We start from the raw sequence: 22,199 nt of genomic DNA, 5'->3' as shown, positions 1-22,199 counted from the left end.
AAGCGTTATGGAATTCTCGAACCAAAGAGCTCTTCAAGGGCCAGGTTCTAATAAAAAAGGCGGGCAGCATAAAAGCATGCGCGCAGGGGAAAAAGGCGGATGGAGTATTTTATCCAGCAGCTCCTTAACGGGCTGACACTTGGGTCTATTTATGGCCTGATCGCAATCGGTTACACAATGGTCTACGGCATTATCGGCATGGTCAATTTTGCCCATGGCGATGTTTTCATGCTTGGCGGCATGGCGGCGCTGATGGTCTATCTGTTGCTCACGGCGGCCTTCATCGGCGTTCCGGTGGCAGTCGCTTTGCTCATCATGATGGTCATGGCGATGGCAGTCACCAGCCTGTGGAACTGGTCGATCGAAAAGATTGCCTACCGGCCGCTGCGCGGCTCGTTCCGGCTGGCGCCACTGATCACTGCGATCGGCATGTCGATCCTGTTGTCGAACTTCGTGCAGGTCACGCAGGGCCCGCGCAACAAGGCGATCCCAGCCATGGTATCGCAGACCTGGACGATCGACGGCGTGACTGTCTCGCTCAAGCAGATCATCATTTTCGTCATCACCACGGTGCTGCTCACCGGCTTCTGGTATCTGGTCAACCGCACCTCACTTGGGCGCGCGCAAAGAGCGACGGAGCAGGACCGCAAGATGGCGGCGCTGCTCGGCATCAATGTCGACCAGACGATTTCGGTGACCTTCGTCATGGGCGCCGCACTCGCTGCCGTCGCCGGCACCATGTATCTCATGTATTACGGCGTCATCTCCTTCAACGATGGCTTCGTTCCGGGTGTCAAGGCCTTCACCGCCGCGGTCTTGGGCGGTATCGGCTCACTGCCGGGCGCAGTGCTCGGCGGTCTCCTGATCGGTCTCATCGAGGCGCTGTGGTCGGCTTATTTCAGCATCGATTACAAGGATGTGGCGACCTTCTCGATCCTTGCGATCGCCCTCATCTTCAAGCCCTCGGGCATTCTCGGACGTCCCGAAGTCGAAAAGGTTTGACGCCATGAGCAATGCATCTTCCCCCAAGGCGGCGACCCCCGGTTTGACCGCCTACGCCATCCGTGAATCGTTTTTTGCCGGCCTTGTCGCGCTCGGCATGTTCATCCTGTTCATCGGTCTCGAATCGCATCCGAACATGGACAACAAGCTGATCGTGCAGCCGCATTGGATATTCCTTGCGGCCTCGATCCTGCTGGTCGTGGTGGTTCGCTTCTCGCTGATCGTCTGGATCCGGCCCTATCTTGCGCATCAGAAGGAGATCAAAGCTGCGAAGCCCGCGGTTGTGCGTGAGCCCGGCTTTGTCCGCCGCCACTTCACCAAGTTCCTGATCGTAGCGCTGTTCCTCTACCCCGTCTTTATCTATGCGATAAAGGGTGCCGCGGGATCGCTGACCTATATCGACAATTTCGGCATCCAAATCCTCATCTATGTGATGCTCGGTTGGGGGCTGAATATCGTTGTCGGCCTCGCCGGTCTGCTCGATCTCGGTTACGTGGCCTTCTACGCGGTGGGGGCCTATTCCTATGCGCTTCTGTCGCAGCAATTCGGTCTGAGCTTCTGGATCCTGCTGCCGCTCGCCGGCATCCTCTCTGCCTTCTGGGGCGTCATCCTCGGCTTCCCGGTGCTGCGCCTCAAGGGCGACTACCTCGCCATCGTCACGCTGGCTTTCGGTGAAATCATCCGGCTGGTGCTGATCAACTGGCGGGATGTGACCAATGGATCGGCCGGCATTTCCGGCATCCCCAAGGCGTCGATCTTCGGTATATGGAGCTTCGATGTTGCTGCGCCGAACAATTTCGCCAAGTTCTTCCACTTGCCGATGTCCTCGGTCTATTACAAGATCTTCCTGTTCTACGTCATCCTGATGCTTTGCCTGATAACGGCCTTCGTCACAATCCGCCTGCGGCGCATGCCGATCGGACGGGCCTGGGAAGCACTGCGCGAAGACGAAATCGCCTGCCGCTCGCTGGGCATCAACACCACGAATACCAAGCTGACGGCCTTTGCCATCGGTGCCATGTTCGGCGGCTTTGCCGGCTCGTTTTTCGCGGTGCGCCAGGGCTTCGTCTCGCCGGAATCCTTCGTCTTCCTGGAATCGGCGATCATCCTTGCCATCGTCGTTCTCGGCGGCATGGGCTCGTTGGTCGGAACGGCGGTGGCTGCCATTGCCATGATCGGCGGCACGGAGCTGCTGCGCAACATGGACTTCCTCAAGGAGATATTCGGCGACAATTTCACGCCTGAACTCTACCGCATGCTGATCTTCGGCTTTGCCATGGTCGTCATCATGGTGTGGAAGCCGCGTGGCTTCGTCGGCAGCCGCGAGCCTACAGCCTTCCTCTTCAAACGTCGTGCCGTGTCCGGCAGTTTCACCAAGGAAGGCCACGGCTGAGGCAATGACAATGAATAACAAGAAACCTCTGCTCGAAGTCGAGCATCTGTCGATGAAGTTCGGCGGCCTGATGGCGATCAACGACCTGTCGTTCAACGCCTATGAAGGCGACATCACCGCACTGATCGGCCCGAACGGCGCCGGCAAGACCACGGTGTTCAACTGCATCACCGGCTTCTACAAGCCGACCATGGGCATGATTCGCTTCCACCAGAGCGACACGCGCATGTTCCAGTTGGAACAGATGCCGGATTTCCGCATCACCTCCCGCGCCAAAGTGGCCCGCACTTTCCAGAACATCCGGTTGTTCTCGGGCATGACGGTGCTCGAAAACCTGCTCGTGGCGCAGCACAACAAGCTGATGAAGGCTTCGGGCTTCACCATTCTTGGCCTGGTTGGCCTCGGCCCCTATCGCAAGGAGAGCCGGGCGGCGATCGATCTCGCCCGTTTCTGGCTGGAAAAGGCCAATCTGGTCGAGCGCGCCGACGATCCGGCCGGCGACTTGCCCTATGGCGCCCAGCGCCGGCTGGAGATCGCCCGCGCCATGTGCACCGGCCCGCGGCTCTTGTGTCTCGACGAGCCGGCCGCAGGCCTTAACCCACGTGAATCGCTGGCGCTCAATGAGCTCCTGCGCTCGATTCGCACCGAAACCGGCACCTCGATCCTGCTTATCGAGCACGACATGTCGGTGGTCATGGAAATTTCCGACCATGTCGTGGTGCTGGAATATGGTCAGAAGATTTCCGACGGTACGCCGGCCCAGGTGAAGACCGATCCCAAGGTTATCGCCGCCTATCTCGGCGTCGATGATGAAGAAGAAGCAGCCAAGATCGCGGGAGGCAAACTCTGATGTCCCAGCCTCTCCTCAAAGTCCAAGGCGTCGAGACCTTTTATGGCAATATTCGTGCGCTTGGCGGCGTCGATGTCGAGGTCAACCTGGGTGAGATCGTCTGCCTGATTGGCGCCAACGGCGCCGGCAAGTCGACGCTGATGATGACCATCTGCGGCAGCCCACAGGCACGCAACGGTAGCGTCACCTTCGAAGGCCGCGACATCACGCACATGCCGACCCATGAGATCGCCCGGCTCAGGATCGCGCAATCGCCGGAAGGCCGCCGCATTTTTCCGCGCATGACTGTCTACGAGAACCTGCAGATGGGCGCGGCGCTCGACAAGCAGAAACATTTCAACGAGGACGTCAAGCGCATCTTCGCGCTGTTCCCGCGCCTCGAGGAGCGCCAATACCAGCGGGGCGGCACGCTTTCCGGCGGCGAGCAGCAGATGCTCTCCATCGGCCGCGCGCTGATGTCCCGGCCCAAGCTGCTGCTGCTCGACGAGCCGTCGCTTGGCCTCGCGCCGCTGATATCCAAGCAGATCTTCGAGGCGATCGGCAAGCTCAACAAGACCGAGGGGTTGACCGTGTTTCTGGTCGAGCAGAACGCCTTTGCGGCGCTCCGCCTGGCCCATCGCGGCTATGTGATGGTCAATGGTCTCGTCACCATGAGCGGCTCCGGTCAGGAACTGCTCGCCAATCCGGAAGTGCGGGCTGCCTATCTCGAAGGCGGCCACCATTAATTGCAGGAAACGCTTGCGCGGATCGCGCAATCGAATAGGTTTCCGCATAAGGGAGTTTGGGACATGGGAATCATTTATGAGGAGTCGAGCTTCTGGGTCTTCGGCCTCGTGACGTTCGTGATCGGCGGCTGGACGGCGTGGCGCACGGGCAAGGGCGTGGCCACCGGCTGGGGCGACGTCTTTCCGCATCTGGTGATTTATACGTTGCTGCTCGGTATCGGCATCCGCTTCGTGCACCACGCGCTCTACGGCGGCACAATGTTCTCGCTGCACTACTATATCGTCGATACGATCGTGCTGGCGATCTTCTCGGTTCTCGGTTTTCGCTACACGCGGGCCAAGCAGATGGCCACCAACTATTACTGGCTTTACGAAAAATCCGGACCCTTCGCCTGGAAGAAAAAGAGTGTTTGACAAGTTTCGATCCGCTGTGAACAGATAGCGGAAACGAAATAACCTTTGGCGCCAAAAGGCGGGCGGCCGAGGGGTAAAAATGGAACCAGCCCGCCTCAAATATTGGGAGTTACAAATGAAGAAGATGCTTCTCTCAGCCGTGGCCGTGGCGGCCATGGTTGGCTTTGGCGGCATCGCCAGAGCCGACATCCTGATCGGCGTGGCTGGTCCGCTGACGGGCCCGAACGCTGCCTTCGGCGCCCAGCTCCAGAAGGGCGCGGAACAGGCGGTCAAGGACATCAACGATGCCGGCGGCGTCAACGGGGAAAAACTCAAGCTCGAACTCGGCGACGACGTCTCCGACCCGAAGCAGGGCATTTCGGTCGCCAACAAGTTCGTCGGTGACGGCGTGAAGTTCGTGGTCGGCCACTTCAACTCGGGCGTGTCGATCCCGACCTCGGAAGTCTATTCCGAAAACGGCATCCTGCAGATCACGCCTGCTTCGACCAATCCGAAGTTCACCGAGCGCGGCCTGTGGAACACCTTCCGTACCTGCGGTCGTGACGACCAGCAGGGCGCGGTTGCCGGCCAGTACATCTTCGATCATTTCAAGGACGCCAAGGTTGCCGTCGTGCATGACAAGACGCCTTATGGCCAGGGTCTTGCCGACGAAACCAAGAAGAAGATGAACGCTCTCGGCCTGACCGAAGTGGTTTATGAAGGCATCACCCCCGGTGAGAAGGACTATTCGGCCCTGATCGCCAAGATGAAGGAAGCGGGCGTGACCTTCGTCTATTACGGCGGTCTGCACACGGAAGCCGGCCTCATCCTGCGCCAGATGGCCGACCAGGGCCTCAAGGCTCCGATGATGTCGGGTGACGGCATCACCTCCAACGAACTTGCCTCGATCGCCGGCGACGCCGTCAACGGCACCTTGATGACCTTCCCGCCGGATCCGCGCAACAATCCGAACGCCAAGGATGCGGTTGCCAAGTTCCGTTCTGCCGGCTTCGAACCGGAAGCCTATACGCTCTACTCCTATGCTGCCGTGCAGATCATCGCCGACGCAATCAAGGCTGCCGGCGACAGCGACCCGACGAAGGTTGCCGATACGATGAAGGCCAAGGGTCCGTTCAAGACCGTCATCGGCGACATCGGTTTCGACTCTAAGGGCGATATCACCCGTCCCGATTACACCATGTATGAGTGGAAGAAGGGCGCCGACGGCAAGTACAACTACTTCGAAATCGGCCTGAAGTAAGATCCGATTTCATCAGGGAATGCTCGAGCCCGGCGGCGACGCCGGGCTTTTTCGTCGGGCGGGCGAGCGATTCACCCCTCACCAACTTCGGCCATGGGTTCGCTATGCTCACCCGGCCTTCGTATCCTCTCCCGCAAGGGGCGAGGAAAAACTCGCGGCAGCGCCCTTGCATCAACCGCGACGTTGAGTTTGGCTGCGAGAGTGCAGCGAGTCTTCCTCGCCCCTTGCGGGAGAGGATAGTAAGGCCGTGAGAGGCGTAGCCGATCACTTGGCCGCGCTTGGTGAGGGGTGACTGGCACTGGCAAAAAGGAAAGCGGGCCTCTCGACCCGCTTCCCGCATATCTTGAAATCCGTTCGACTTACTTCGAAGCGGCTGCCGTGATCTCGTCCGTGTAGGCGCCGACCGGCTTGTCTTTGATGATCTTCTGGTCGAGCAGCGCCTTCTCCGTGCGGTCGTAGAGCGTATGGTCGAGCTTGCCGTCGGCATTGCCGAGCAGTTTTGCCACTTCACCCATCATCCGCTTCTGGTGGTTTTCGTCCTGGCCGCCATTGTCCATGACGATGCCGGCGGCTTCATCCGGATGTTCCTGGGCGTATTTCCAGCCCTTCATCGACGCGCGCACGAACTTGACCATCTCGTCCTTGAACTTCGCATCCTTGAGCTTGTCTTCCATGGCGTAGAGGCCGTCTTCCATCAGGTCGTTGCCCATGGCGGCATAGTTGAAGACGATCAGGTCATCGGGCTTGAAGCCGGCGTCGATCAGCTGCCAGTATTCGTTATAGGTCATGACCGAGATGCAGTCGGCCTGCTTCTGGATCAGCGGCTGCACGTCGAAGGACTGTTTCAGCACGGTCACGCCGTCCTTGCTGCCGTCGGTCTTGAATCCGAGCTTGTTCATCCAGGCATAGAACGGATATTCGTTGCCGAAGAACCAGACGCCGAGCGTATGGCCCGGGAAATCCTTCTCGGTCTTGATCGGGCCGTTTTTCGGGCAGACGAGTTCCATGCCGGCCTTGGCGAAGGGCTGGGCGATATTGACAAGCTTGACGCCCTTTTCGCGAGCCGCGAGCGCCCCGCCGGCCCAGTCGACGATCACATCGGCACCGCCGCCGGCAATCACCTGTTCCGGCGCGATATCCGGGCCGCCCGGCTTGATGTCGACGTCGAGACCTTCATCGGTATAAAAGCCTTTATCCTTGGCGACGAAGTAGCCGGCAAATTGTGCCTGAGCCACCCATTTGAGCTGCAAAGTCAGCTTGTCGGCGGCGAGCACGCTGCCGGCCATCAGCGACATGGCAAGTGCGAGTGTGAGTTTCATCGTCTTTTTCATGTTTTCTTCCCCTTGGTTGTGGCTCTATCGATAAGACGGATGCCAGAAAGTCACGGCGCGTTCGAGAAGTGCGATTGCGCCATAGAACAACGACCCGACAATGGCCGCAAGGGCTATTTCGGCCCAGACCATGTCGAGGTTCATCCGACCCACTTCGGTCGAGATTCGAAAGCCCATGCCGACCACCGGCGTGCCGAAGAATTCGGCCACCAGCGCGCCGATCAGGGCGAGCGTCGAGTTGATTTTCAACGCGTTGAAGATGAAGGGCATGGCCGCCGGCAGGCGCAGCGAAAGCAGTGTCTGCCAGTGGCTGGCGCCATAGGTGCGCATCAGATCGCGCTCCATATGGCCGGCTGCGGTCAGGCCGGCCAGCGTGTTGACCAGCATCGGGAAGAAGGTCATGACGATGACCACGGCGGCCTTGGATTGCCAGCCGAAGCCGAACCAGATGACCATGACCGGCGCCACGCCGATGATCGGCAAAGCCGAGACGAGATTGCCGATCGGCAACAGCCCGTTCGACAGGAAACGGTAGCGATCGGCCAGCACCGCGACCAGGAAACCGGCGCCCGAGCCGACGACGAAACCAAACACGACAGCCTTCAAGACGGTCTGCTGGAAGTCGGCGGCGAGGATCGGCAGCGATGCCATGATACGCACGCCCACGGCGGATGGCGGCGGCAGCAGCACGAAGGGAATGCCGGCGCCGCGGGTGAGCGCCTCCCAGAGGATCAGGATCCAGACGCCGAACAAAGCCGGCACTATGATCCGCCCAAGAATGCCGCCACCTGAGCGCTTCGAACCATCGCCGGACAGCACGGTCACGAGCCGCCAGGCGAGCAGCCAGCAGGCGATGAGGATGAGGAAGAAGCTCGCGGTGGCAGTCCCTTCTGATCCGGCAATCGTGGAGATCAGCTCGAAGACCGCGATATGGGTCAGCAGGAACAGCGCCCAGATGCCGGCCTCGCGGCCAAAATTGATTACTGATGCCAGGATGGCGGCAGCCGTGACCACCAGGATTGCGGTCGTGGTTTCCTCCGACGCCGTCTTGCTCAGCGGCAGGAGGAAAAGTGCTGCGATGAAGAGGAGCGTGGCAAGGACCGATTGCCAGTGAAGTGTCAGCGATCTCATGACGGCCGTGCTCCCATGCCCTTGGCGGTCAGCTTGGCGACGATGTCGACGACAGTGACCAGGATAACGGCGACGATGGAGCCGGCGATCAGTGCCGCCCAGACGTCGATCGTCTGGCTGTAATAGGAGCCGGCGAGCAGTTTCGAGCCGATCCCGGCGACAGCGCCGGTTGGCAATTCGCCGACAATGGCGCCGACCAGGCTGGCGGCGACCGCGACCTTGATCGAGGTGAAGAAGAACGGCACCGAAGCCGGAACCCTGAGCTTCCAGAAGGTTTGCCATTGGGTGGCGTTATAGGTGCGCATCAGGTCGAGATGCAGGATTTCCGGCGAACGTAGGCCCTTGACCATGCCGACGGCGACCGGGAAGAAGGACAGGTAGGTCGAGATCAGCGCCTTGGGAAAGATGCCGGTAATGCCGACCGCGGCGAGCACGACGATGATCATCGGCGCCACGGCGAGGATCGGGATCGTCTGCGAGGCGATGATCCAGGGCAGGAAGGAGCGCTCCAGCGCCGGCACATGCACGATGCCGACGGCGATCAGAATGCCGAGCGCGGTGCCCATGGCAAAGCCGAGCAGGGTGGAGGAGAGCGTCACCCAGCTGTGGTAGACGAGGCTGCGCGCCGACCAGGGTTTGACGGTGAAGATGTTCTTGTAGAGGTTTTCCGCCACTTGGTGCGGCGCTGGCATGGTCGGCTTGGGCTGCGACCAGGTCTTTTCGATCAGCTCGATCGTTGTCGAGGTGACGCCCATGCGCTGGTCCTGATCGCGCTGGAAGGGCGCGTTCATGAAGATCGCGGCGAGATACCAGACGACGATGATAATGACGGTGATCGTCAGAACCGGGATGATCTTGTCGGAGGTGCGTGCGGGCCTCTGCATCTCACGCTCCGCCCCGTTGCGGCCACATCATCAGCATCACGGCGACGAGGCCAAGTGCGATGCCGCCCAACTGCACGACCGAAATCCGCTCGCCGAAGAAGCCGAAGGCGATCAGGTTGGCGAGCACCAGCTGCGCGATGGCCGAGATCGAGATGGCAAGCCCCAGCCCGCCCTCGCGCATCAGCCGGATCATGATCAGGTTGCCGACGATATAGAGCGACAGCGACAGGACCACCCAGAGCGCATTGCTGGTGGAGACATAGAGGCGCGAAGCGGTGGCGGCGCTGACGAAAATCACCGCGGAAACGCTGATCCAGAGAACAAAGCTGAGCTTCATGAGAGGGCGCCTTCAAACATGTTCTTCATAGGAATGGCCGGCGCGCAGGCCCTCCCGAACGCGATGGGCGATTTCCAGAAATTCCGGCGATTCGCGGATATCGAGCGGGCGATGGCTTGGCAGTGGTGAATCGATGATGTCGGTGACGCGGCCGGGCCGCGGGCTCATCACCACGATCTTGGTCGAGAGATAGACGGCCTCGGGGATCGAGTGGGTGACGAAACAGATGGTCTTGTTGGTGCGGTCCCAGAGTTTCAACAGTTCTTCGTTGAGATGGTCGCGGACGATCTCGTCGAGTGCGCCGAAGGGTTCGTCCATCAGGAGAAGATCAGCGTCGAAAGCGAGCGCGCGGGCGATCGAGGCGCGCTGCTGCATGCCGCCGGAGAGCTGCCAGGGGTATTTCTTGCCGAAGCCTTTGAGGTTGACGAGATCGAGCACGCGCTCGATGCGGGCTTTGCGTTCGCGCTTGGGATAGGCCATGATTTCGAGCGGCAGCGCGATGTTCTTCTCGATCGTGCGCCAGGGATAGAGCGCAGCGGCCTGGAAGACGTAGCCATAGGCGCGGTGATGGCGCGCCTGTGATGGCGTCATGCCGTTGACCAGAATGGAGCCTTCCGTCGGCTGTTCGAGATCGGCGATAGCGCGCAGGAATGTGGTCTTGCCGCAGCCGGACGGACCGATGAAGGATACGAAGTCACCCTTCTTGATATCCAGGTCGACGCCGGTCAGCGCCGTTACCGGTCCGTCATTGGTCTCGAACGTGAGCCCGAGCCCGCGCGCCGCCACCACGGTTTGATTGGATTTCGTCATGTTCACCCAGTATGTTCTTGTCGTTCCCCGAGCGGTTCGACCGCCCTTTGATTTATTTGGAAGAGGTATTTCTATGTCATCATCCGAGCTTCCCGAATGCAAGCTGATCCGTCCCCAAATTCCCTATGACGGCAAGCAGGGTTTTTCCTACCTCGAAGGCATATCGAAGGAATCCTCGGGCTCCAAGGGCATTGCCATGATGCTGCTCACCGTACCGCCGGGCGGCCGCGCCAAGGCGCATATGCATGAGGGGCATGAGACGGCGATCTTTGTTCTGTCGGGAGAAGTCGACACGTTTTATGGCGAAAAGCTCGAACATCGCGTCGTCACCAAGGCCGGTGACATGTTCTATATCCCGGCCGGCGTACCGCACCTGCCGGTCAACCGGTCGAAGACAGAGTCTGCGACTGCGGTGATTGCGCGGACGGATCCGAACGAGCAGGAAAGCGTGGTGCTGCTGCCGGAATTGGAGAAATTTGCGGATTGAGGTCATGCAAACCTCCATTTGCCAAACCCCAACCCGAAGCCGATGGCGCCGAAAAGATATGTCGCAATGATGCCTGCCGGCAGGGACGTCCATGCCATCCGCGCTAGGCCGTCGGTGATAGACGCACCACCACCCAGCAGGATGTTGAGTGTCATGAGGGCGATCGTCGGACAGAGGATGCCAACGATCATGAAGACAATCCAGTTGCGGGGCAGCAGGAACCGGAAGACAAGCGCGCCGACAATCGTATAGGGCAGTGCGAAGACCCCGCCAAAGACGAAGCCGACCACGCATAGTTGCCACATCTGGCGAGCCAATTGGCTGACATCTGCCGCCGGATCGACGAGGGACCCATCGGGGAAAAGACATTCAACCAGCGAGAACAGAAAGGTGCCTGCCGCGATTGCTACAACATATCCTAGCACGAAGCGTCCGGCGAGATTAAGCAGGCGTAAACTGCTTTGCATCGGCGCCGGATGTGGCTGTACATCGCTCATGGCTGCTCTCCCACTCGCTGCCTCATGAACGAGCGCCTGTTGTCGAGATGGCGATCTGCCCTTATTTGCATCGCTTGAACGGCCCCCATGACGTTCCGTCGCTGAAATCGACGCGGTAGCTGTCGTGGCCGGTGCGGATCACGTTCGCCGTCATCGTCGTCTCTCCCGCCTCGCCTTCGTCAGCGCAGGAGAGCGTGGTGCTCACCGTGTTGCCGGACGTCTTGTCGATGCTCTTGATACTGCAAAAGGCGACAGAACTTCTGATGGCATCGGGCGTCAGGAGAATGAAATCGCTATCACCCGTCGATTCCTCGGTCTTGCCAAATTGGCACCCCAACTTGTCGCCATATTGACCATCGATGGCCAGGGATGCAGCCCCTGCGGAAAGCGGCGCCACGCAGATCAACAAAAATGCGATGATGAGGCGGCACCGGCTCATATCAAACCCCGCTTGCCGGGATGCCGGCGCGCTGCACCTTGCGCGGCGCGGTGACCTCTTTCCACTTCGTCAGCGCGGACGACACCGCCGGGAAGGGTTCGCGGGCGACAAACTGGCCGTGGCCTTCGCGTGTCTTCACCGTCGCTTCCTCGATCGCGACATAGCCGCGGGTCAGGGTAAAGCGCGGCAGGCCGGTCACGGTCTTGCCTTCGAAGACGTTGTAATCGATCGCCGACTGCTGCGTTGACGCCGAAATCGTCTTCGAGCGGCTCGGGTCCCAGACGACGATATCGGCATCGGCGCCGACCAGGATCGCGCCCTTCTTTGGATAGATGTTGAGGATCTTGGCGATATTGGTCGAGGTCACGGCGACGAATTCATTCATCGTGATGCGACCGGTGGCCACGCCGTGCGTCCAGAGCATCGGCATGCGGTCTTCGAGACCGCCGGTGCCGTTGGGGATCTTGGTGAAATCGCCGACGCCGGTGCGCTTCTGCTTGGTGGTGAAGGCGCAGTGGTCGGTCGCCACGACCTGCAACGAGCCTGCCTGCAGGCCGGCCCACAGGCTGTCCTGGTGGCGCTTGTCGCGGAAGGGCGGGCTCATCACCCGGCGGGCGGCATGATCCCAATCGGGGTTGGCATATTCGCTCTCGTCGAGCGTCAGATGCTGGATCAAGGGCTCGCCATAGACGCGCATGCCGTTCTGGCGGGCGCGACGGATGGCTTCATGCGCCTGTTCGCAGGAGGTGTGCACGACATAGAGCGGCGCGCCGACGGCGTTGGCGATGATGATGGCGCGATTGGTGGCCTCGCCTTCGAGCTCGGCGGGACGGGAATAGGCATGCGCTTCGGGGCCGTTATTGCCTTCGCCGAGCAGCTTTGCCTGCAATTGTGCCACGACGTCGCCATTTTCCGCATGCACCAGCGGCAGGGCGCCGAGGGCTGCACAGCGCTGGAAGGACGAGAACATTTCGTCGTCGTCCACCATCAGCGCGCCCTTATAGGCCATGAAGTGCTTGAAGGTGTTGATGCCCTTTTCCTTGACGACGGTTTCCATCTCGTTGAACACCTGCTCGCCCCACCAGGTGACCGCCATGTGGAAGGAATAGTCGGCATTGGCGCGGGTCGACTTGTTGTCCCACATCTGCAGCGCTTCAAGCAGCGATTGGCCAGGCGAGGGCAGGCAGAAATCCACCACCATGGTCGTGCCGCCGGCAAGCCCTGCGCGGGTGCCGCTCTCGAAATCATCGGAGGAATAGGTGCCCATGAACGGCATTTCGAGATGCACATGCGGATCGATGCCGCCGGGCATGACATAGCAGCCGGTGGCATCGAGCGTCTCGTCGCCGGAAAGGTCTTGCCCGATCTCGACGATCTTGCCGCCGTCGATCTTCACATCAGCCTTGTAGGTCAGGTCGGCGGTGACGATGGTTCCGCCCTTGATGACTTTAGACATCTTCATTACTCCCAGTCAGATGGCTTTTCGCTTGGCGAATATAGAAGTCGTAGTGCTCGCTGAAGATGATCGGATTGAGTTTTTCGAGGCATGCTTCAAGCGCCCAAAGCGCAGTTCTTTCCGGTTCATCGAACAGTCCGATTTCATCGAGTTTTTTCTCCAATCGTTCCAGGCAATCCGAGAGAACCAGCAATTCGGCCATGCTCAAAAGCACCGGCACGTCCTGGCTCATGTCGATGGTCGGCCTCAGAGATACAGGTTCAAGCGTCATGCCTCGTCCTTGGCTGCTACGGCGACGACTTTCGAGTTTCCGCTCAATCCGGCTTTCAGAGCTACTGCAAACCAGATCACCATTGTCGGCAGAATGCCAAGCAGGAGAACAAATTCCAACGCGTCGAGATATTCTCCTCTTGCCGTTGACATATATTCGAACATGTCTGCCAAGCTATCTCCGGTCGCGCTTCTGACATTCCTTTGTCCCTGGTCGAACAGCTGCATCATGTTTTGATGCTCTCGCCAGAGACTAGTGTATGTGCTGCGCAGTTCGACGAGGTTGACGACCTTTACCAGCAACCCAATCCAGACCAGCGGGGCAAAGAGCCATATGAGCGCCAGCTCTGGAGACGGCTTTTTCACTCCACAATCCCTGCCGTCTCCACCACCGCGCGGAGTAGCACGTCGGCGCCGGCTGTGGCCCATTCCTTGGAGATGTCCTCGGCCTCGTTGTGGCTCAGACCGCCGACGCAGGGGCACATGACCATGGTGGCGGGCGCTACTTTGGAGGCCCAGCAGGCGTCGTGGCCGGCGCCGGAGATAATGTCCATATGGCTGTAGCCAAGATCTTCCGCGGCCTTGCGCACCGAGGCGACGAGGCCGGGGTCGAAGGTGACCGGGTCGAAATGGCCAACGGCCTCGATCGAACAGCCGACACCCAGCGCAGCACAAATGTCCGCCGCCTTGGATTCGATCTCGGCCCGCATCTTGTCGAGCTTGGCCTGTTGCGGCGAGCGGATGTCGACGGTGAAGATCACCGTGCCGGGCAGCACGTTGCGCGAATTGGGCGAGAATTTCACCTGGCCAACGCCGCCAACGCAGCCAGGCTGGTTTTCCATGGCGACGCCCTGGACCATTTCCATGATCCGGGCCATGGCGAGGCCGGCATTGACGCGCAGGTTCATCGGCGTCGAGCCGGTATGCGCCTCGCGGCCGGTGAGCGTGAATTCCAGCCACCACAGGCCCTGACAGTGGGTGACGACGCCGATCTGCTTGTTTTCGGCTTCGAGGATCGGTCCCTGTTCGATATGGTATTCGAAATAGGCATGCATCTTGCGCGCGCCGACCTGTTCGTCGCCGACCCAGCCGATGCGCTTCAACTCGTCGCCGAACAGCTTGCCGTCCGGGTCCTTGCGGCTATAGGCATAATCCTGCGTATGCACGCCGGCGAAGACGCCGGAGGCGAGCATGGCGGGGGCGAAACGGGCGCCTTCCTCGTTGGTCCAGTTGGTAACGACGATCGGGTGCTTGGTCTTGATGTCGAGATCGTTCATCGAGCGGACGACTTCCAGCGCCGAGAGCACGCCGAGCACGCCGTCATACTTGCCGCCCGTCGGCTGGGTGTCGAGATGCGAGCCGACATAGATGGGCAGCGCATCCGGATCGGTGCCGGGGCGGGTGGCGAACATGGTGCCCATCGTGTCGATGCCCATGGTCAGGCCAGCGGCGTCGCACCATGTCTTGAACAGGTGCCGTCCTTCATTGTCGCTATCGGTCAGCGTCTGGCGATTGTTGCCGCCCGCGACGCCGGGGCCGATCTTGGCCATGTCCATCAGCGAGTCCCACAGACGATCGCCATTGACACGCATATTTTCGCCGGGTGCAGCCACGATTCATTCTCCCTCGGGCGATCCGCCCGTTCCTGGCGCCTTGATCGGCGCAGCATGTTGTTCCCACGCGGTCTTTCGGGCTGTTGATTGTTGCTTTTCCCGAAATGGACAGTTGCGTTTCGGCGACGTTTTGTCCAATAATTTGACCGTTTGGTAAACATTACAATTTCTGACGCAGCACTCAAGCCGAAAAGAACGGATCTCTACAATTTTCGGCGTGGGATGAGGCAGGATCGGCAGACGTCATGGCAATACCCAGGGCAGCCCGGACACAGCGTCGCACGCGTATCCAGGAGGAGAAGGAAGAGCAGATCCTCGAGGCCGCCCTCGATGTCTTTTCCATGCATGGTTTCCGTGGCGCGACCATCGACCAGATCGCCGAGGTTGCCCGCATGTCGAAGCCGAACCTGCTCTACTATTTCCGCACCAAGGAGGCGATGCACCGGGCGCTGATCGAGCGCGTGCTCGACACCTGGCTGGATCCGCTCAGGGCCTTCGACGCTGAAGGTAGTCCCGAGGCCGAGATTCGATCCTATATCCGCCGCAAACTGGAAATGGCGCGCGATTTTCCACGCGAAAGCCGGCTCTTCGCCAATGAAGTGCTGCGCGGCGCGCCGCTGATCGAAGATGAACTCAAGGGGCCGCTGAAACAGCTGGTCGATGAAAAGGCGGAGGTGATCCGCGCTTGGGCCAAGGCCGGCAAGATCGCCAAATGCGACCCCTACCATCTGATCTTTTCCATCTGGTCGACGACGCAGCATTATGCCGACTTCGATGTGCAGGTGCGGGCGGTGCTAGGGCAGGAAAAGGCGGGTGAGGGGCGGTTCGAAGATGCGGCGCGCTATCTCGAACAGCTTTTCATGGGCGGGCTGAGTATTTCGAAGTAAGCGAGAGTATCATCTTTTTCCCTCCGATTCGCTCAAGATCTGCCGCCTCCAAATGCACTTCCTCGCCATCATCGAAGGCACGCTCGCGGCTTATCCGGTCAAGACGCTGGCGCTGCTGTTCATATCCATCCTGGTCGCCGGCGTCGCGCGCGGCTTTTCCGGTTTCGGTGCGGCACTGATTTTCGTGCCGCTGGCGAGCGCCTTGATAGGCCCGAAGATGGCAAACCCGATCCTGCTGGTGATCGATGCTGTTTGCGCTTCGAGCCTGCTGCCAGGCGCAACAGGCAAGGCGGACAAGAAGGATGTCGGTGCGATGTCGATCGGCGCTTTGTTCGGGGTGCCGGCCGGCGTCGTGCTGCTCGTGCATCTTGATCCGATCGTCGTGCGCTGGGTGATCTCGATCACCGCGCTCGGCTTTCTCGGACTGCTGATTTCCGGCTGGCGATATCGCGGCAAGCCTTACCCGCCGCTTGCGGCCGGGGTCGGGCTCGTGGCTGGAGTTTATAGCGGCGCAGCGCAGCTCGGCGGGCCGCCTGTGGTCGCCTATTGGCTGGGTGGTGCCAATTCGGTCGCGACTGTGCGGGCCAATATCGTGCTCTATTTTGCCATCTCGTCGATCTTCTCGGCTGTAAGCTATTATTATGCCGGCCTTTTCATCACCGACGTCTTCCTGTTGTCGGTGATCTGTGGTCCGCTCTACGCCATTGGCCTGTTTATCGGGGCGCGATCCTTCGGGCTTGCCAGCGAGCAGACGTTTCGGCGCATCTGTTACGTGCTGATCGGCGTGGCGGCGGTCAGCAGCCTGCCGCTACTCGACGGGTATCTGCGTTAGAGCTCAGTGACTAACCGATTTCGACACGAGATTGATGATCAGCACGCCGGCGATGATCAGCGCCAGACCGATCACGGCCGCCAGGTCCAGCTTCTGGCCGAACAGCAGCCAGCCGGCCATGGCAACCAGCACGATGCCGGCGCCGGACCAGACCGCGTAGACGATGCCGACTGGCACCGTGCGGGTCACCAGCGACAGGAGATAGAAGGCAAGGCCGTAGCCGAGGATGGCGAGGACGCTCGGCATAAGACGGGTAAACCCGTCCGTCCGCGCCAAGGCGGAGGTGGCAATGACTTCGGCGACGATGGCAGCGGCAAGCAGGATATAGGTCATGATGGCAGCCTGAATATCGGTTGCTACCGCCTTTCGCTACTCTCGCGCCGGCAGAAATCGCCGCCGACAGATCATCGCGTCATTGCCGACGAGACGAGTCATTGGCTCACCTTCCTTCCCATCGTCAATTCCGCTCAAAAAATAAGCGTGCACAATATTTCACTTGAAATGTTTTGTGCTCGTTAGCCGGCTTGAAATTGGCCTGAACAGGTCTACATTGGAATCATCGTCAACGTAGTGAAAGGAAGGTGATCCAATGTCTAATGAGTTTGCGGTACTCGTGTCCGGCTTTGGAAAAGTGGTGAAGATTGCGGGGCAGCCCTCGCTCTGAACCCACCTTCCTTAGGGTCGCGCCAATGCGATCCGGCCTGACACAGGCCAATTCTCATGGGGGCCGCTTTAGAAAGCGGCCCTTTTGATTTTCTGGAGGTTCGATGCCCAAAGGCGGATTCCTGATGCGGCGGACCAGCCTGCCCGGGATCGAGGCAGTCGAGGCCGATAGCAATCATCGTTTTCCAAAACACACGCATGAGCAGTTCGGTATAGGGGTCATTTTGCGCGGTGCCCAGACGTCGCTCAGCGGTCGCGGCGTGGTGGATGCCGGGCCGGGCAACGTTATCACCGTCAATCCCGGCGAAGTGCATGATGGCCTGCCAATCGATGATCAGGGGCGGGCGTGGCGGATGCTCTATTTCGATCCGGCAATCATGCTCGATGTGCTCAGCGATATTTTCGACGAAAAGGGTGTCCAGGAATTCCACCATCCGGTGCTGGCGGACGGCATGGCTGCGACGCAATTTCTGACACTCTACGCGCTGGCGACCTCTGGCCAGACGAATGCGGCTTTAGCACAGCAAAACCGGCTTTTTCTTCTCATCGAGAGCCTGGTCTTCGATCACGGCGTGGAGGCAGCATATGGTGTCCCCGATGCGCTGCGCCGCGTGCGTGCGTTGCTCGATGACGTCCCCGCAGACGATGTCACGCTTGATGATCTGGCGCGGGTCAGCGGTCTCAGCCGCTTCCAGGTGCTGCGCGGGTTCTCGCGCCTGACCGGGCTGTCGCCGCATGCCTATCTGATGCAGAGGCGGGCGGATCGCGCCCGGCAATTCATCCGGCAGGGCATGGCGCTGGCGGAGACTGCCGTGGCGAGCGGCTTTGCCGACCAGAGCCATATGACGCGCATTTTCGTCGGCAAATATGGCGTGACGCCTGGCGTCTATGCCGCGGCTTTCCGCTGATCTGCAATCCTGTTCAAGACCGCTGGCACGGTTCCGGCTCATCTCTGCGGTGTCTCACAGGGAGGTCGCCATGAGCCCGGAATTTCTGATCACCAGTTTCATCATCGTTGCTTCGCCCGGCACGGGTGCGATCTTCACAATTGCCACCGGGCTTTCGCGCGGGGCGCGGGCGAGTATGGTCGCCGCCTTCGGCTGCACGCTCGGCATCGTACCGCATCTCGCTGCCGCGATCGGTGGGCTGGCGGTGATCCTGCATACGAGCGCGCTCGCCTTCGAACTGTTCAAATATCTCGGCGTCGCCTACCTGCTCTACATGGCCTGGCATTCCCTCAGGGAAGGCGGTGCGCTGAAGGTCGAGGGCGAGAAGAAGGAGCGTTCGGCGTTGCAGGTCATTGTGCATGCGGTGCTGATCAACATCCTCAATCCGAAATTGTCGATCTTCTTCCTTGCCTTCCTGCCGCAATTCGTCACCACGCGCGATCCGCATCCGCTTCAGAACATGCTGATGCTGAGCGGTGTGTTCATGGCGATGACCTTCGTCGTCTTCGCGCTCTACGGCCTGTTCGCCGCGTCGGTGCGCGACCGGATCATTTCGAGGCCGGCGGTAATGGCCTGGATGCGGCGAAGCTTTGCTGCTGCCTTCGTGCTGCTGGGGGTACGGCTGGCCTTGGCGGAGCGTTGAAGTTAAAAGCCCGCTTGTTTCTGATGTCGGAAAGCCAGAATGATGACTTGGTCAGTGGGCCGCTCGTAGATGTAAAGCGCCACATAGCCTGAGTCACCGAAGGGGATCAGCAACTCCCGGAGCTCGGTGTTTTTCGTTGATGGCCTTCCCATTTCAGGAGAGGTCTTTAGCGACATGAAATGTGCAGTGATCTCAACAAATGCACGTTTTGCTGCTTCCGGATTTTTCGATGTCAGGAATTYTCGGCAGCGATCAATGCCTCGCCGTGCTGTTTCGGTAATGATTACTTGTGGCATTCGGGTGGATCAGTCTCTTCGTCCGTGCCCCAGCCTTTCAGCCAATCGTGTACTTCTTCGACCGTCAGATGCAAGCCGGTTTCCTTGTAATGCTGCCAAGATGCGAGCGCCTCCTTTTCGAACGAGGACCTCGCTTCTTCCGCCTCGACATATTGCCGGATAGCCTCCTTCATGATCCAGTGAGGCGAACGCTGCTGCTCTTCCGCCAGGGCGCGAACACGCTCTTTCATCGCGTCGTCAAGTTTGATGGAAAGTGCCATTGTCGCTTCCGGTATTACCTATCGATACCCACAGTATACCTGATCTCGCTGCAATGTCGACATCGTGCGGGTGAACCCACCGACCCATAGAGTCGTTACCGCCGATGTGGGCAAATCACTACTGCTTGAAACTGTCACGCTTCGGTATATCTCTTGGCTATGCGCGCTTCCGACCTGCTTCTGCCGATGCCGCAGGGCCTCTATTGCCCGCCCGGCGACTTTTATATCGATCCCGTTGTGCCGGTGGCGCAGGCGCTGATCACGCATGGCCATTCCGATCATGCGCGTTCCGGCCATGCCAAGGTGCTGGCGACGGCTGAGACGCTCGACATCATGGCAATCCGCTATGGCGACGGTTATGCCGGGCAAAGGCAGGCGGTGCGGCTCGGCGAAGTGATGGATATGAATGGCGTCACGGTGAAATTCGTACCCGCCGGGCATGTCCTCGGCTCCGCGCAGATCGTCGTCGAGAAGGACGGCATGCGCATCGTTGCCTCCGGCGACTACAAGCGGCGAAAGGATGCGACCTGCCTGCCGTTCGAGCCGGTCGAATGCGATGTGTTCATCACCGAGGCGACGTTCGGGTTGCCGGTGTTCCGCCATCCTGACGATGGCGATGAGATCGGGCGGCTCTTGCATTCCGTGGCGCAATTTCCAGAACGTACGCATCTGGTCGGCGCCTATGCGCTCGGCAAGGCGCAGCGGGTGATCAGCCTGCTCAGACAGGCGGGCTATGACCGGACGATCTATATCCATGGGGCGCTGGAGAAGATTTCTTCCTATTACCAGAGCCGCGGCGTGGATCTTGGCGAACTGGCGCCGGCGACGCTGGAGAAGGGCAACAAGGCGGATTTTGCCGGCGAAATCATCGTCTGCACGCCATCGGCCTTTTCCGACCGCTGGGCGCGGCGGTTTGCCGAACCAGTCACCTGCTTTGCCTCCGGCTGGATGCAGATCCGCCAGCGCATAAAGCAGCGCGGTGTCGAACTGCCGCTGGTGCTGTCGGATCATTCCGACTGGGACGAGTTGACGGAGACGATCACTGAGACCGGCGCCTCGGAAATCTGGGTGACGCATGGCCGCGAGGAGGCTTTGGTGCGCTGGTGCGAATTGCACCAGATTTCCGGCCGGCCGCTGCATCTGGTGGGCTATGAGGACGAGGCGGAATGAAGGCGTTTTCCGAACTCATCGACCGGCTGGTGCTGACGCCATCGCGCAACGGCAAGCTCAAATTGCTGAAGGATTATTTCGCCGAGACGCCCGATCCCGACCGCGGCTATGCGCTGGCGGCGCTGACCGATGGGCTCGACATTCCGGCGGTCAAGCCGGCCCTGCTCAGGGCGCTGGCAGTCGAGCGGATCGATGAGGTTCTGTTCGCCTATAGTTACGACTATGTCGGCGACCTCGCTGAAACGGTGTCGCTGGTCTGGCCGGAGAACGAGGTTCTGGCCGACCTCGATCCTCTGCCGCTCTCCTTTGTCGTCGAGACGCTGATGAAGGCGTCGAGGACCGAGGCACCGAAGAAATTCGCGGCCATCCTCGATCAGCTCGACGCGCCGGGGCGTTATGCGGTGATCAAGCTGGTCACCGGCGGCTTACGCATCGGCGTGTCTTCGGGGCTGACGCGGCAGGCGCTGGCGGATTTCGGCGGCCAGGACGTGGTCGAGATCGAAGAACTGTGGCACGGGCTGAAAGTGCCCTACACCGATCTGTTCGCCTGGCTGGAGGGCAAGACCGGCAAGCCCGAGAATGCCGCCAAGGCACTGTTCCGGCCGGTCATGCTTGCCAATGCGGTGCAGGACGGTGATCTCGATGGCCTGAGCCCCGAAGACTATCGCGTGGAATGGAAATGGGACGGCATCCGCGTGCAGGTGAGTTCCGAGGGCGGCGTGCGAAAGCTCTATTCGCGCAGCGGCGACGAAATCTCCGGCGCCTTTCCTGACTTGATGGCAGCGATCGATTTCGAAGCTGTGATCGATGGCGAGCTCCTGGTCGGCAAGCCGCCGGGCTATGTCGGCACGTTCAGCGAGTTGCAGCAGCGGCTGAACCGCAAGACGGTGTCGGCGAAGACGCAGGCGCAATATCCGGTCTTTGTACGCTGCTATGACCTTCTCATGGAGGGCAGCGAGGACACGCGCGACCTACCGTTTGACCAGCGTCGCGCTCGGCTGGAGACGCTGGTCACAAAACTCGATCCGGATCGCTTCGACCTGTCGCCGCAGCTCGATTATGACAGCTGGCAGCATCTCGACGATCTGCGCCGCAAGCCGATCCATCCGATCATTGAAGGCGTGATGCTCAAGCACAAGGATTCACCCTATCTGCCGGGTCGCAAGAAGGGGCCATGGTTCAAATGGAAACGTGATCCGCACACGATCGATGCGGTGCTGATGTATGCCCAGCGCGGACATGGCAAGCGGTCGAGTTTCTACTCCGACTATACGTTCGGCGTCTGGCAGGAAGAGGAAGGCATCCGCACGCTGGTTCCGGTCGGCAAGGCCTATTTCGGCTTCAGTGACGAGGAACTGGCCCAGATCGACAAATATGTGCGCGACAACACGATCGAGCGGTTCGGGCCGGTGCGTTCGGTCAAGGCGACCGAGGAGCACGGGCTGGTGTTTGAAGTGGCGTTCGAAGGCATTGCGCGCTCGACCCGGCACAAGTCCGGTGTGGCGATGCGGTTTCCGCGGATTTCGCGGCTGAGGTGGGACAAGCCGGCGGCGGAGGCCGATACGATCGAGACGCTGGAAGCGATGCTGGATGAGAAGGCGGTATCGCCGACCGCCTGAGGC

The 22,199-nt window shown here is 60.2% G+C and carries 27 protein-coding genes; 13 read left to right on the top strand and 14 right to left on the bottom strand.

What is annotated here, in order from left to right; all coding sequences use genetic code 11:
- Positions 1-99: 99 nt before the first annotated feature.
- The 6 genes from AC1DYF_RS24645 (at position 100) to AC1DYF_RS24620 (ending at position 5,624) form a co-directional block, all read left to right on the top strand.
- On the top strand, positions 100-1,002 hold the full coding sequence (locus AC1DYF_RS24645; RefSeq protein WP_477879432.1) for a branched-chain amino acid ABC transporter permease: 903 nt from the start codon (positions 100-102) through the stop codon (positions 1,000-1,002).
- A 4-nt stretch (positions 1,003-1,006) separates the two neighbouring features.
- A complete protein-coding gene (gene livM, locus AC1DYF_RS24640; RefSeq protein ID WP_477879430.1) occupies positions 1,007-2,395 on the top strand; it encodes a high-affinity branched-chain amino acid ABC transporter permease LivM in 1,389 nt (462 codons plus the stop codon).
- A 4-nt stretch (positions 2,396-2,399) separates the two neighbouring features.
- Positions 2,400-3,245, top strand: coding sequence for an ABC transporter ATP-binding protein (locus AC1DYF_RS24635; RefSeq protein ID WP_477879428.1), 846 nt, complete (start codon positions 2,400-2,402; stop codon positions 3,243-3,245).
- Positions 3,245-3,970, top strand: a complete 726-nt coding sequence (locus tag AC1DYF_RS24630; RefSeq protein WP_477879426.1) for an ABC transporter ATP-binding protein — start codon at positions 3,245-3,247, stop codon at positions 3,968-3,970. The genes AC1DYF_RS24635 and AC1DYF_RS24630 overlap by 1 nt, the downstream gene beginning before the upstream one ends.
- A gap of 63 nt (positions 3,971-4,033) precedes the next feature.
- The gene (locus AC1DYF_RS24625) at positions 4,034-4,384 is read left to right on the top strand and encodes a DUF6867 family protein (protein WP_477879425.1); all 351 of its coding nucleotides are present in this window, start codon (positions 4,034-4,036) and stop codon (positions 4,382-4,384) included.
- Between the two features lie 115 nt (positions 4,385-4,499).
- Positions 4,500-5,624, top strand: coding sequence for a branched-chain amino acid ABC transporter substrate-binding protein (locus AC1DYF_RS24620; protein ID WP_477879423.1), 1,125 nt, complete (start codon positions 4,500-4,502; stop codon positions 5,622-5,624).
- A 359-nt stretch (positions 5,625-5,983) separates the two neighbouring features.
- Here AC1DYF_RS24620 and AC1DYF_RS24615 read toward each other — a convergent pair whose 3' ends face one another.
- From AC1DYF_RS24615 to AC1DYF_RS24595, 5 genes are read right to left on the bottom strand one after another with little or no spacing between them, the layout of a single operon-like run.
- Entirely contained in the window at positions 5,984-6,955 is a 972-nt protein-coding gene (locus AC1DYF_RS24615; protein ID WP_477879422.1) for an ABC transporter substrate-binding protein, read from the bottom strand.
- Between the two features lie 24 nt (positions 6,956-6,979).
- Positions 6,980-8,086: an ABC transporter permease gene (locus tag AC1DYF_RS24610; RefSeq protein WP_477879420.1), complete on the bottom strand. Its 1,107-nt coding sequence runs from the start codon at positions 8,084-8,086 to the stop codon at positions 6,980-6,982.
- On the bottom strand, positions 8,083-8,970 hold the full coding sequence (locus AC1DYF_RS24605) for an ABC transporter permease (protein ID WP_477879418.1): 888 nt from the start codon (positions 8,968-8,970) through the stop codon (positions 8,083-8,085). Before AC1DYF_RS24605 ends, AC1DYF_RS24610 begins: the two co-directional genes overlap by 4 nt.
- Position 8,971: 1 nt before the next feature.
- The gene (locus AC1DYF_RS24600) at positions 8,972-9,307 is read right to left on the bottom strand and encodes a hypothetical protein (RefSeq protein WP_477879417.1); all 336 of its coding nucleotides are present in this window, start codon (positions 9,305-9,307) and stop codon (positions 8,972-8,974) included.
- Positions 9,308-9,319: 12 nt separating this feature from the next.
- On the bottom strand, positions 9,320-10,117 hold the full coding sequence (locus tag AC1DYF_RS24595) for an ABC transporter ATP-binding protein (protein WP_477879416.1): 798 nt from the start codon (positions 10,115-10,117) through the stop codon (positions 9,320-9,322).
- 73 nt (positions 10,118-10,190) lie between these two features.
- On the opposite strand from AC1DYF_RS24595, the gene AC1DYF_RS24590 reads away from it, so the two are divergent.
- Entirely contained in the window at positions 10,191-10,604 is a 414-nt protein-coding gene (locus AC1DYF_RS24590; RefSeq protein WP_477879415.1) for a cupin domain-containing protein, read from the top strand.
- A 2-nt stretch (positions 10,605-10,606) separates the two neighbouring features.
- Here AC1DYF_RS24590 and AC1DYF_RS24585 read toward each other — a convergent pair whose 3' ends face one another.
- The 6 genes from AC1DYF_RS24585 to AC1DYF_RS24560 form a co-directional block, all read right to left on the bottom strand.
- On the bottom strand, positions 10,607-11,101 hold the full coding sequence (locus AC1DYF_RS24585; protein WP_477879414.1) for a hypothetical protein: 495 nt from the start codon (positions 11,099-11,101) through the stop codon (positions 10,607-10,609).
- A 61-nt stretch (positions 11,102-11,162) separates the two neighbouring features.
- Complete coding sequence (locus AC1DYF_RS24580) at positions 11,163-11,540, bottom strand: hypothetical protein (protein ID WP_477879412.1); 378 nt, start codon at positions 11,538-11,540, stop codon at positions 11,163-11,165.
- 1 nt (position 11,541) lies between these two features.
- Entirely contained in the window at positions 11,542-12,996 is a 1,455-nt protein-coding gene (gene hydA, locus AC1DYF_RS24575) for a dihydropyrimidinase (protein WP_477879410.1), read from the bottom strand.
- On the bottom strand, positions 12,989-13,267 hold the full coding sequence (locus tag AC1DYF_RS24570; protein WP_477879409.1) for a hypothetical protein: 279 nt from the start codon (positions 13,265-13,267) through the stop codon (positions 12,989-12,991). The genes hydA and AC1DYF_RS24570 overlap by 8 nt, the downstream gene beginning before the upstream one ends.
- Positions 13,264-13,632 (bottom strand): hypothetical protein, encoded by a 369-nt coding sequence (locus AC1DYF_RS24565; RefSeq protein ID WP_477879407.1) that lies wholly within the window; start codon positions 13,630-13,632, stop codon positions 13,264-13,266. The genes AC1DYF_RS24570 and AC1DYF_RS24565 overlap by 4 nt, the downstream gene beginning before the upstream one ends.
- Positions 13,629-14,882, bottom strand: coding sequence for a Zn-dependent hydrolase (locus tag AC1DYF_RS24560; RefSeq protein ID WP_477879474.1), 1,254 nt, complete (start codon positions 14,880-14,882; stop codon positions 13,629-13,631). The genes AC1DYF_RS24565 and AC1DYF_RS24560 overlap by 4 nt, the downstream gene beginning before the upstream one ends.
- A gap of 242 nt (positions 14,883-15,124) precedes the next feature.
- On the opposite strand from AC1DYF_RS24560, the gene AC1DYF_RS24555 reads away from it, so the two are divergent.
- Both AC1DYF_RS24555 and AC1DYF_RS24550 read left to right on the top strand, forming a co-directional pair.
- Positions 15,125-15,766 (top strand): TetR family transcriptional regulator C-terminal domain-containing protein, encoded by a 642-nt coding sequence (locus AC1DYF_RS24555; protein WP_477879406.1) that lies wholly within the window; start codon positions 15,125-15,127, stop codon positions 15,764-15,766.
- Positions 15,767-15,818: 52 nt separating this feature from the next.
- Positions 15,819-16,598 carry a sulfite exporter TauE/SafE family protein gene (locus AC1DYF_RS24550; RefSeq protein ID WP_477879405.1) on the top strand — a complete coding sequence of 260 codons (780 nt, stop codon included), beginning with the start codon at positions 15,819-15,821 and terminating at the stop codon, positions 16,596-16,598.
- Between the two features lie 3 nt (positions 16,599-16,601).
- Here the strand turns inward: AC1DYF_RS24550 and AC1DYF_RS24545 are convergent, their stop codons facing one another.
- Positions 16,602-16,934, bottom strand: coding sequence for an SMR family transporter (locus tag AC1DYF_RS24545; RefSeq protein ID WP_477879472.1), 333 nt, complete (start codon positions 16,932-16,934; stop codon positions 16,602-16,604).
- Between the two features lie 431 nt (positions 16,935-17,365).
- Between AC1DYF_RS24545 and AC1DYF_RS24540 the strand changes: the two genes are divergently transcribed.
- Both AC1DYF_RS24540 and AC1DYF_RS24535 read left to right on the top strand, forming a co-directional pair.
- Positions 17,366-18,169 (top strand): AraC family transcriptional regulator, encoded by an 804-nt coding sequence (locus AC1DYF_RS24540; protein ID WP_477879404.1) that lies wholly within the window; start codon positions 17,366-17,368, stop codon positions 18,167-18,169.
- Between the two features lie 70 nt (positions 18,170-18,239).
- Complete coding sequence (locus AC1DYF_RS24535; RefSeq protein ID WP_477879402.1) at positions 18,240-18,851, top strand: LysE family translocator; 612 nt, start codon at positions 18,240-18,242, stop codon at positions 18,849-18,851.
- Between the two features lie 2 nt (positions 18,852-18,853).
- On the opposite strand, the gene AC1DYF_RS24530 is transcribed toward AC1DYF_RS24535, so the two are convergent.
- The gene (locus AC1DYF_RS24530) at positions 18,854-19,147 is read right to left on the bottom strand and encodes a type II toxin-antitoxin system RelE/ParE family toxin (RefSeq protein ID WP_477879400.1); all 294 of its coding nucleotides are present in this window, start codon (positions 19,145-19,147) and stop codon (positions 18,854-18,856) included.
- On the bottom strand, positions 19,135-19,407 hold the full coding sequence (locus AC1DYF_RS24525; protein ID WP_477879398.1) for a CopG family ribbon-helix-helix protein: 273 nt from the start codon (positions 19,405-19,407) through the stop codon (positions 19,135-19,137). Before AC1DYF_RS24525 ends, AC1DYF_RS24530 begins: the two co-directional genes overlap by 13 nt.
- Positions 19,408-19,566: 159 nt before the next feature.
- Between AC1DYF_RS24525 and AC1DYF_RS24520 the strand changes: the two genes are divergently transcribed.
- Positions 19,567-20,577 carry a ligase-associated DNA damage response exonuclease gene (locus AC1DYF_RS24520; protein WP_477879470.1) on the top strand — a complete coding sequence of 337 codons (1,011 nt, stop codon included), beginning with the start codon at positions 19,567-19,569 and terminating at the stop codon, positions 20,575-20,577.
- Complete coding sequence (locus AC1DYF_RS24515; protein ID WP_477879397.1) at positions 20,574-22,196, top strand: cisplatin damage response ATP-dependent DNA ligase; 1,623 nt, start codon at positions 20,574-20,576, stop codon at positions 22,194-22,196. The genes AC1DYF_RS24520 and AC1DYF_RS24515 overlap by 4 nt, the downstream gene beginning before the upstream one ends.
- The last annotated feature ends 3 nt before the right edge of the window (positions 22,197-22,199 follow it).

It is taken from the genome of Rhizobium sp. P2_G9 (assembly GCF_056403475.1).
The sequence above is the reverse complement of the archived record's forward strand: the minus strand, read 5'-3'. Positions and strand labels throughout refer to the sequence as shown.

Excerpts from the sequence above, each read along its gene's own strand:
- AC1DYF_RS24645 (WP_477879432.1), top strand. The coding sequence starts at position 100 with ATGGAGTATTTTATCCAGCAGCTCCTTAACGGGCTGACACTTGGGTCT.
- livM (WP_477879430.1), top strand. The coding sequence starts at position 1,007 with ATGAGCAATGCATCTTCCCCCAAGGCGGCGACCCCCGGTTTGACCGCC.
- AC1DYF_RS24635 (WP_477879428.1), top strand. The coding sequence starts at position 2,400 with ATGACAATGAATAACAAGAAACCTCTGCTCGAAGTCGAGCATCTGTCG.
- AC1DYF_RS24630 (WP_477879426.1), top strand. The coding sequence starts at position 3,245 with ATGTCCCAGCCTCTCCTCAAAGTCCAAGGCGTCGAGACCTTTTATGGC.
- AC1DYF_RS24625 (WP_477879425.1), top strand. The coding sequence starts at position 4,034 with ATGGGAATCATTTATGAGGAGTCGAGCTTCTGGGTCTTCGGCCTCGTG.
- AC1DYF_RS24620 (WP_477879423.1), top strand. The coding sequence starts at position 4,500 with ATGAAGAAGATGCTTCTCTCAGCCGTGGCCGTGGCGGCCATGGTTGGC.
- AC1DYF_RS24615 (WP_477879422.1), bottom strand. The coding sequence starts at position 6,955 with ATGAAAAAGACGATGAAACTCACACTCGCACTTGCCATGTCGCTGATG.
- AC1DYF_RS24610 (WP_477879420.1), bottom strand. The coding sequence starts at position 8,086 with ATGAGATCGCTGACACTTCACTGGCAATCGGTCCTTGCCACGCTCCTC.
- AC1DYF_RS24605 (WP_477879418.1), bottom strand. The coding sequence starts at position 8,970 with ATGCAGAGGCCCGCACGCACCTCCGACAAGATCATCCCGGTTCTGACG.
- AC1DYF_RS24600 (WP_477879417.1), bottom strand. The coding sequence starts at position 9,307 with ATGAAGCTCAGCTTTGTTCTCTGGATCAGCGTTTCCGCGGTGATTTTC.
- AC1DYF_RS24595 (WP_477879416.1), bottom strand. The coding sequence starts at position 10,117 with ATGACGAAATCCAATCAAACCGTGGTGGCGGCGCGCGGGCTCGGGCTC.
- AC1DYF_RS24590 (WP_477879415.1), top strand. The coding sequence starts at position 10,191 with ATGTCATCATCCGAGCTTCCCGAATGCAAGCTGATCCGTCCCCAAATT.
- AC1DYF_RS24585 (WP_477879414.1), bottom strand. The coding sequence starts at position 11,101 with ATGAGCGATGTACAGCCACATCCGGCGCCGATGCAAAGCAGTTTACGC.
- AC1DYF_RS24580 (WP_477879412.1), bottom strand. The coding sequence starts at position 11,540 with ATGAGCCGGTGCCGCCTCATCATCGCATTTTTGTTGATCTGCGTGGCG.
- hydA (WP_477879410.1), bottom strand. The coding sequence starts at position 12,996 with ATGTCTAAAGTCATCAAGGGCGGAACCATCGTCACCGCCGACCTGACC.
- AC1DYF_RS24570 (WP_477879409.1), bottom strand. The coding sequence starts at position 13,267 with ATGACGCTTGAACCTGTATCTCTGAGGCCGACCATCGACATGAGCCAG.
- AC1DYF_RS24555 (WP_477879406.1), top strand. The coding sequence starts at position 15,125 with ATGGCAATACCCAGGGCAGCCCGGACACAGCGTCGCACGCGTATCCAG.
- AC1DYF_RS24550 (WP_477879405.1), top strand. The coding sequence starts at position 15,819 with ATGCACTTCCTCGCCATCATCGAAGGCACGCTCGCGGCTTATCCGGTC.
- AC1DYF_RS24540 (WP_477879404.1), top strand. The coding sequence starts at position 17,366 with ATGCCCAAAGGCGGATTCCTGATGCGGCGGACCAGCCTGCCCGGGATC.
- AC1DYF_RS24535 (WP_477879402.1), top strand. The coding sequence starts at position 18,240 with ATGAGCCCGGAATTTCTGATCACCAGTTTCATCATCGTTGCTTCGCCC.
- AC1DYF_RS24525 (WP_477879398.1), bottom strand. The coding sequence starts at position 19,407 with ATGGCACTTTCCATCAAACTTGACGACGCGATGAAAGAGCGTGTTCGC.
- AC1DYF_RS24520 (WP_477879470.1), top strand. The coding sequence starts at position 19,567 with ATGCGCGCTTCCGACCTGCTTCTGCCGATGCCGCAGGGCCTCTATTGC.
- AC1DYF_RS24515 (WP_477879397.1), top strand. The coding sequence starts at position 20,574 with ATGAAGGCGTTTTCCGAACTCATCGACCGGCTGGTGCTGACGCCATCG.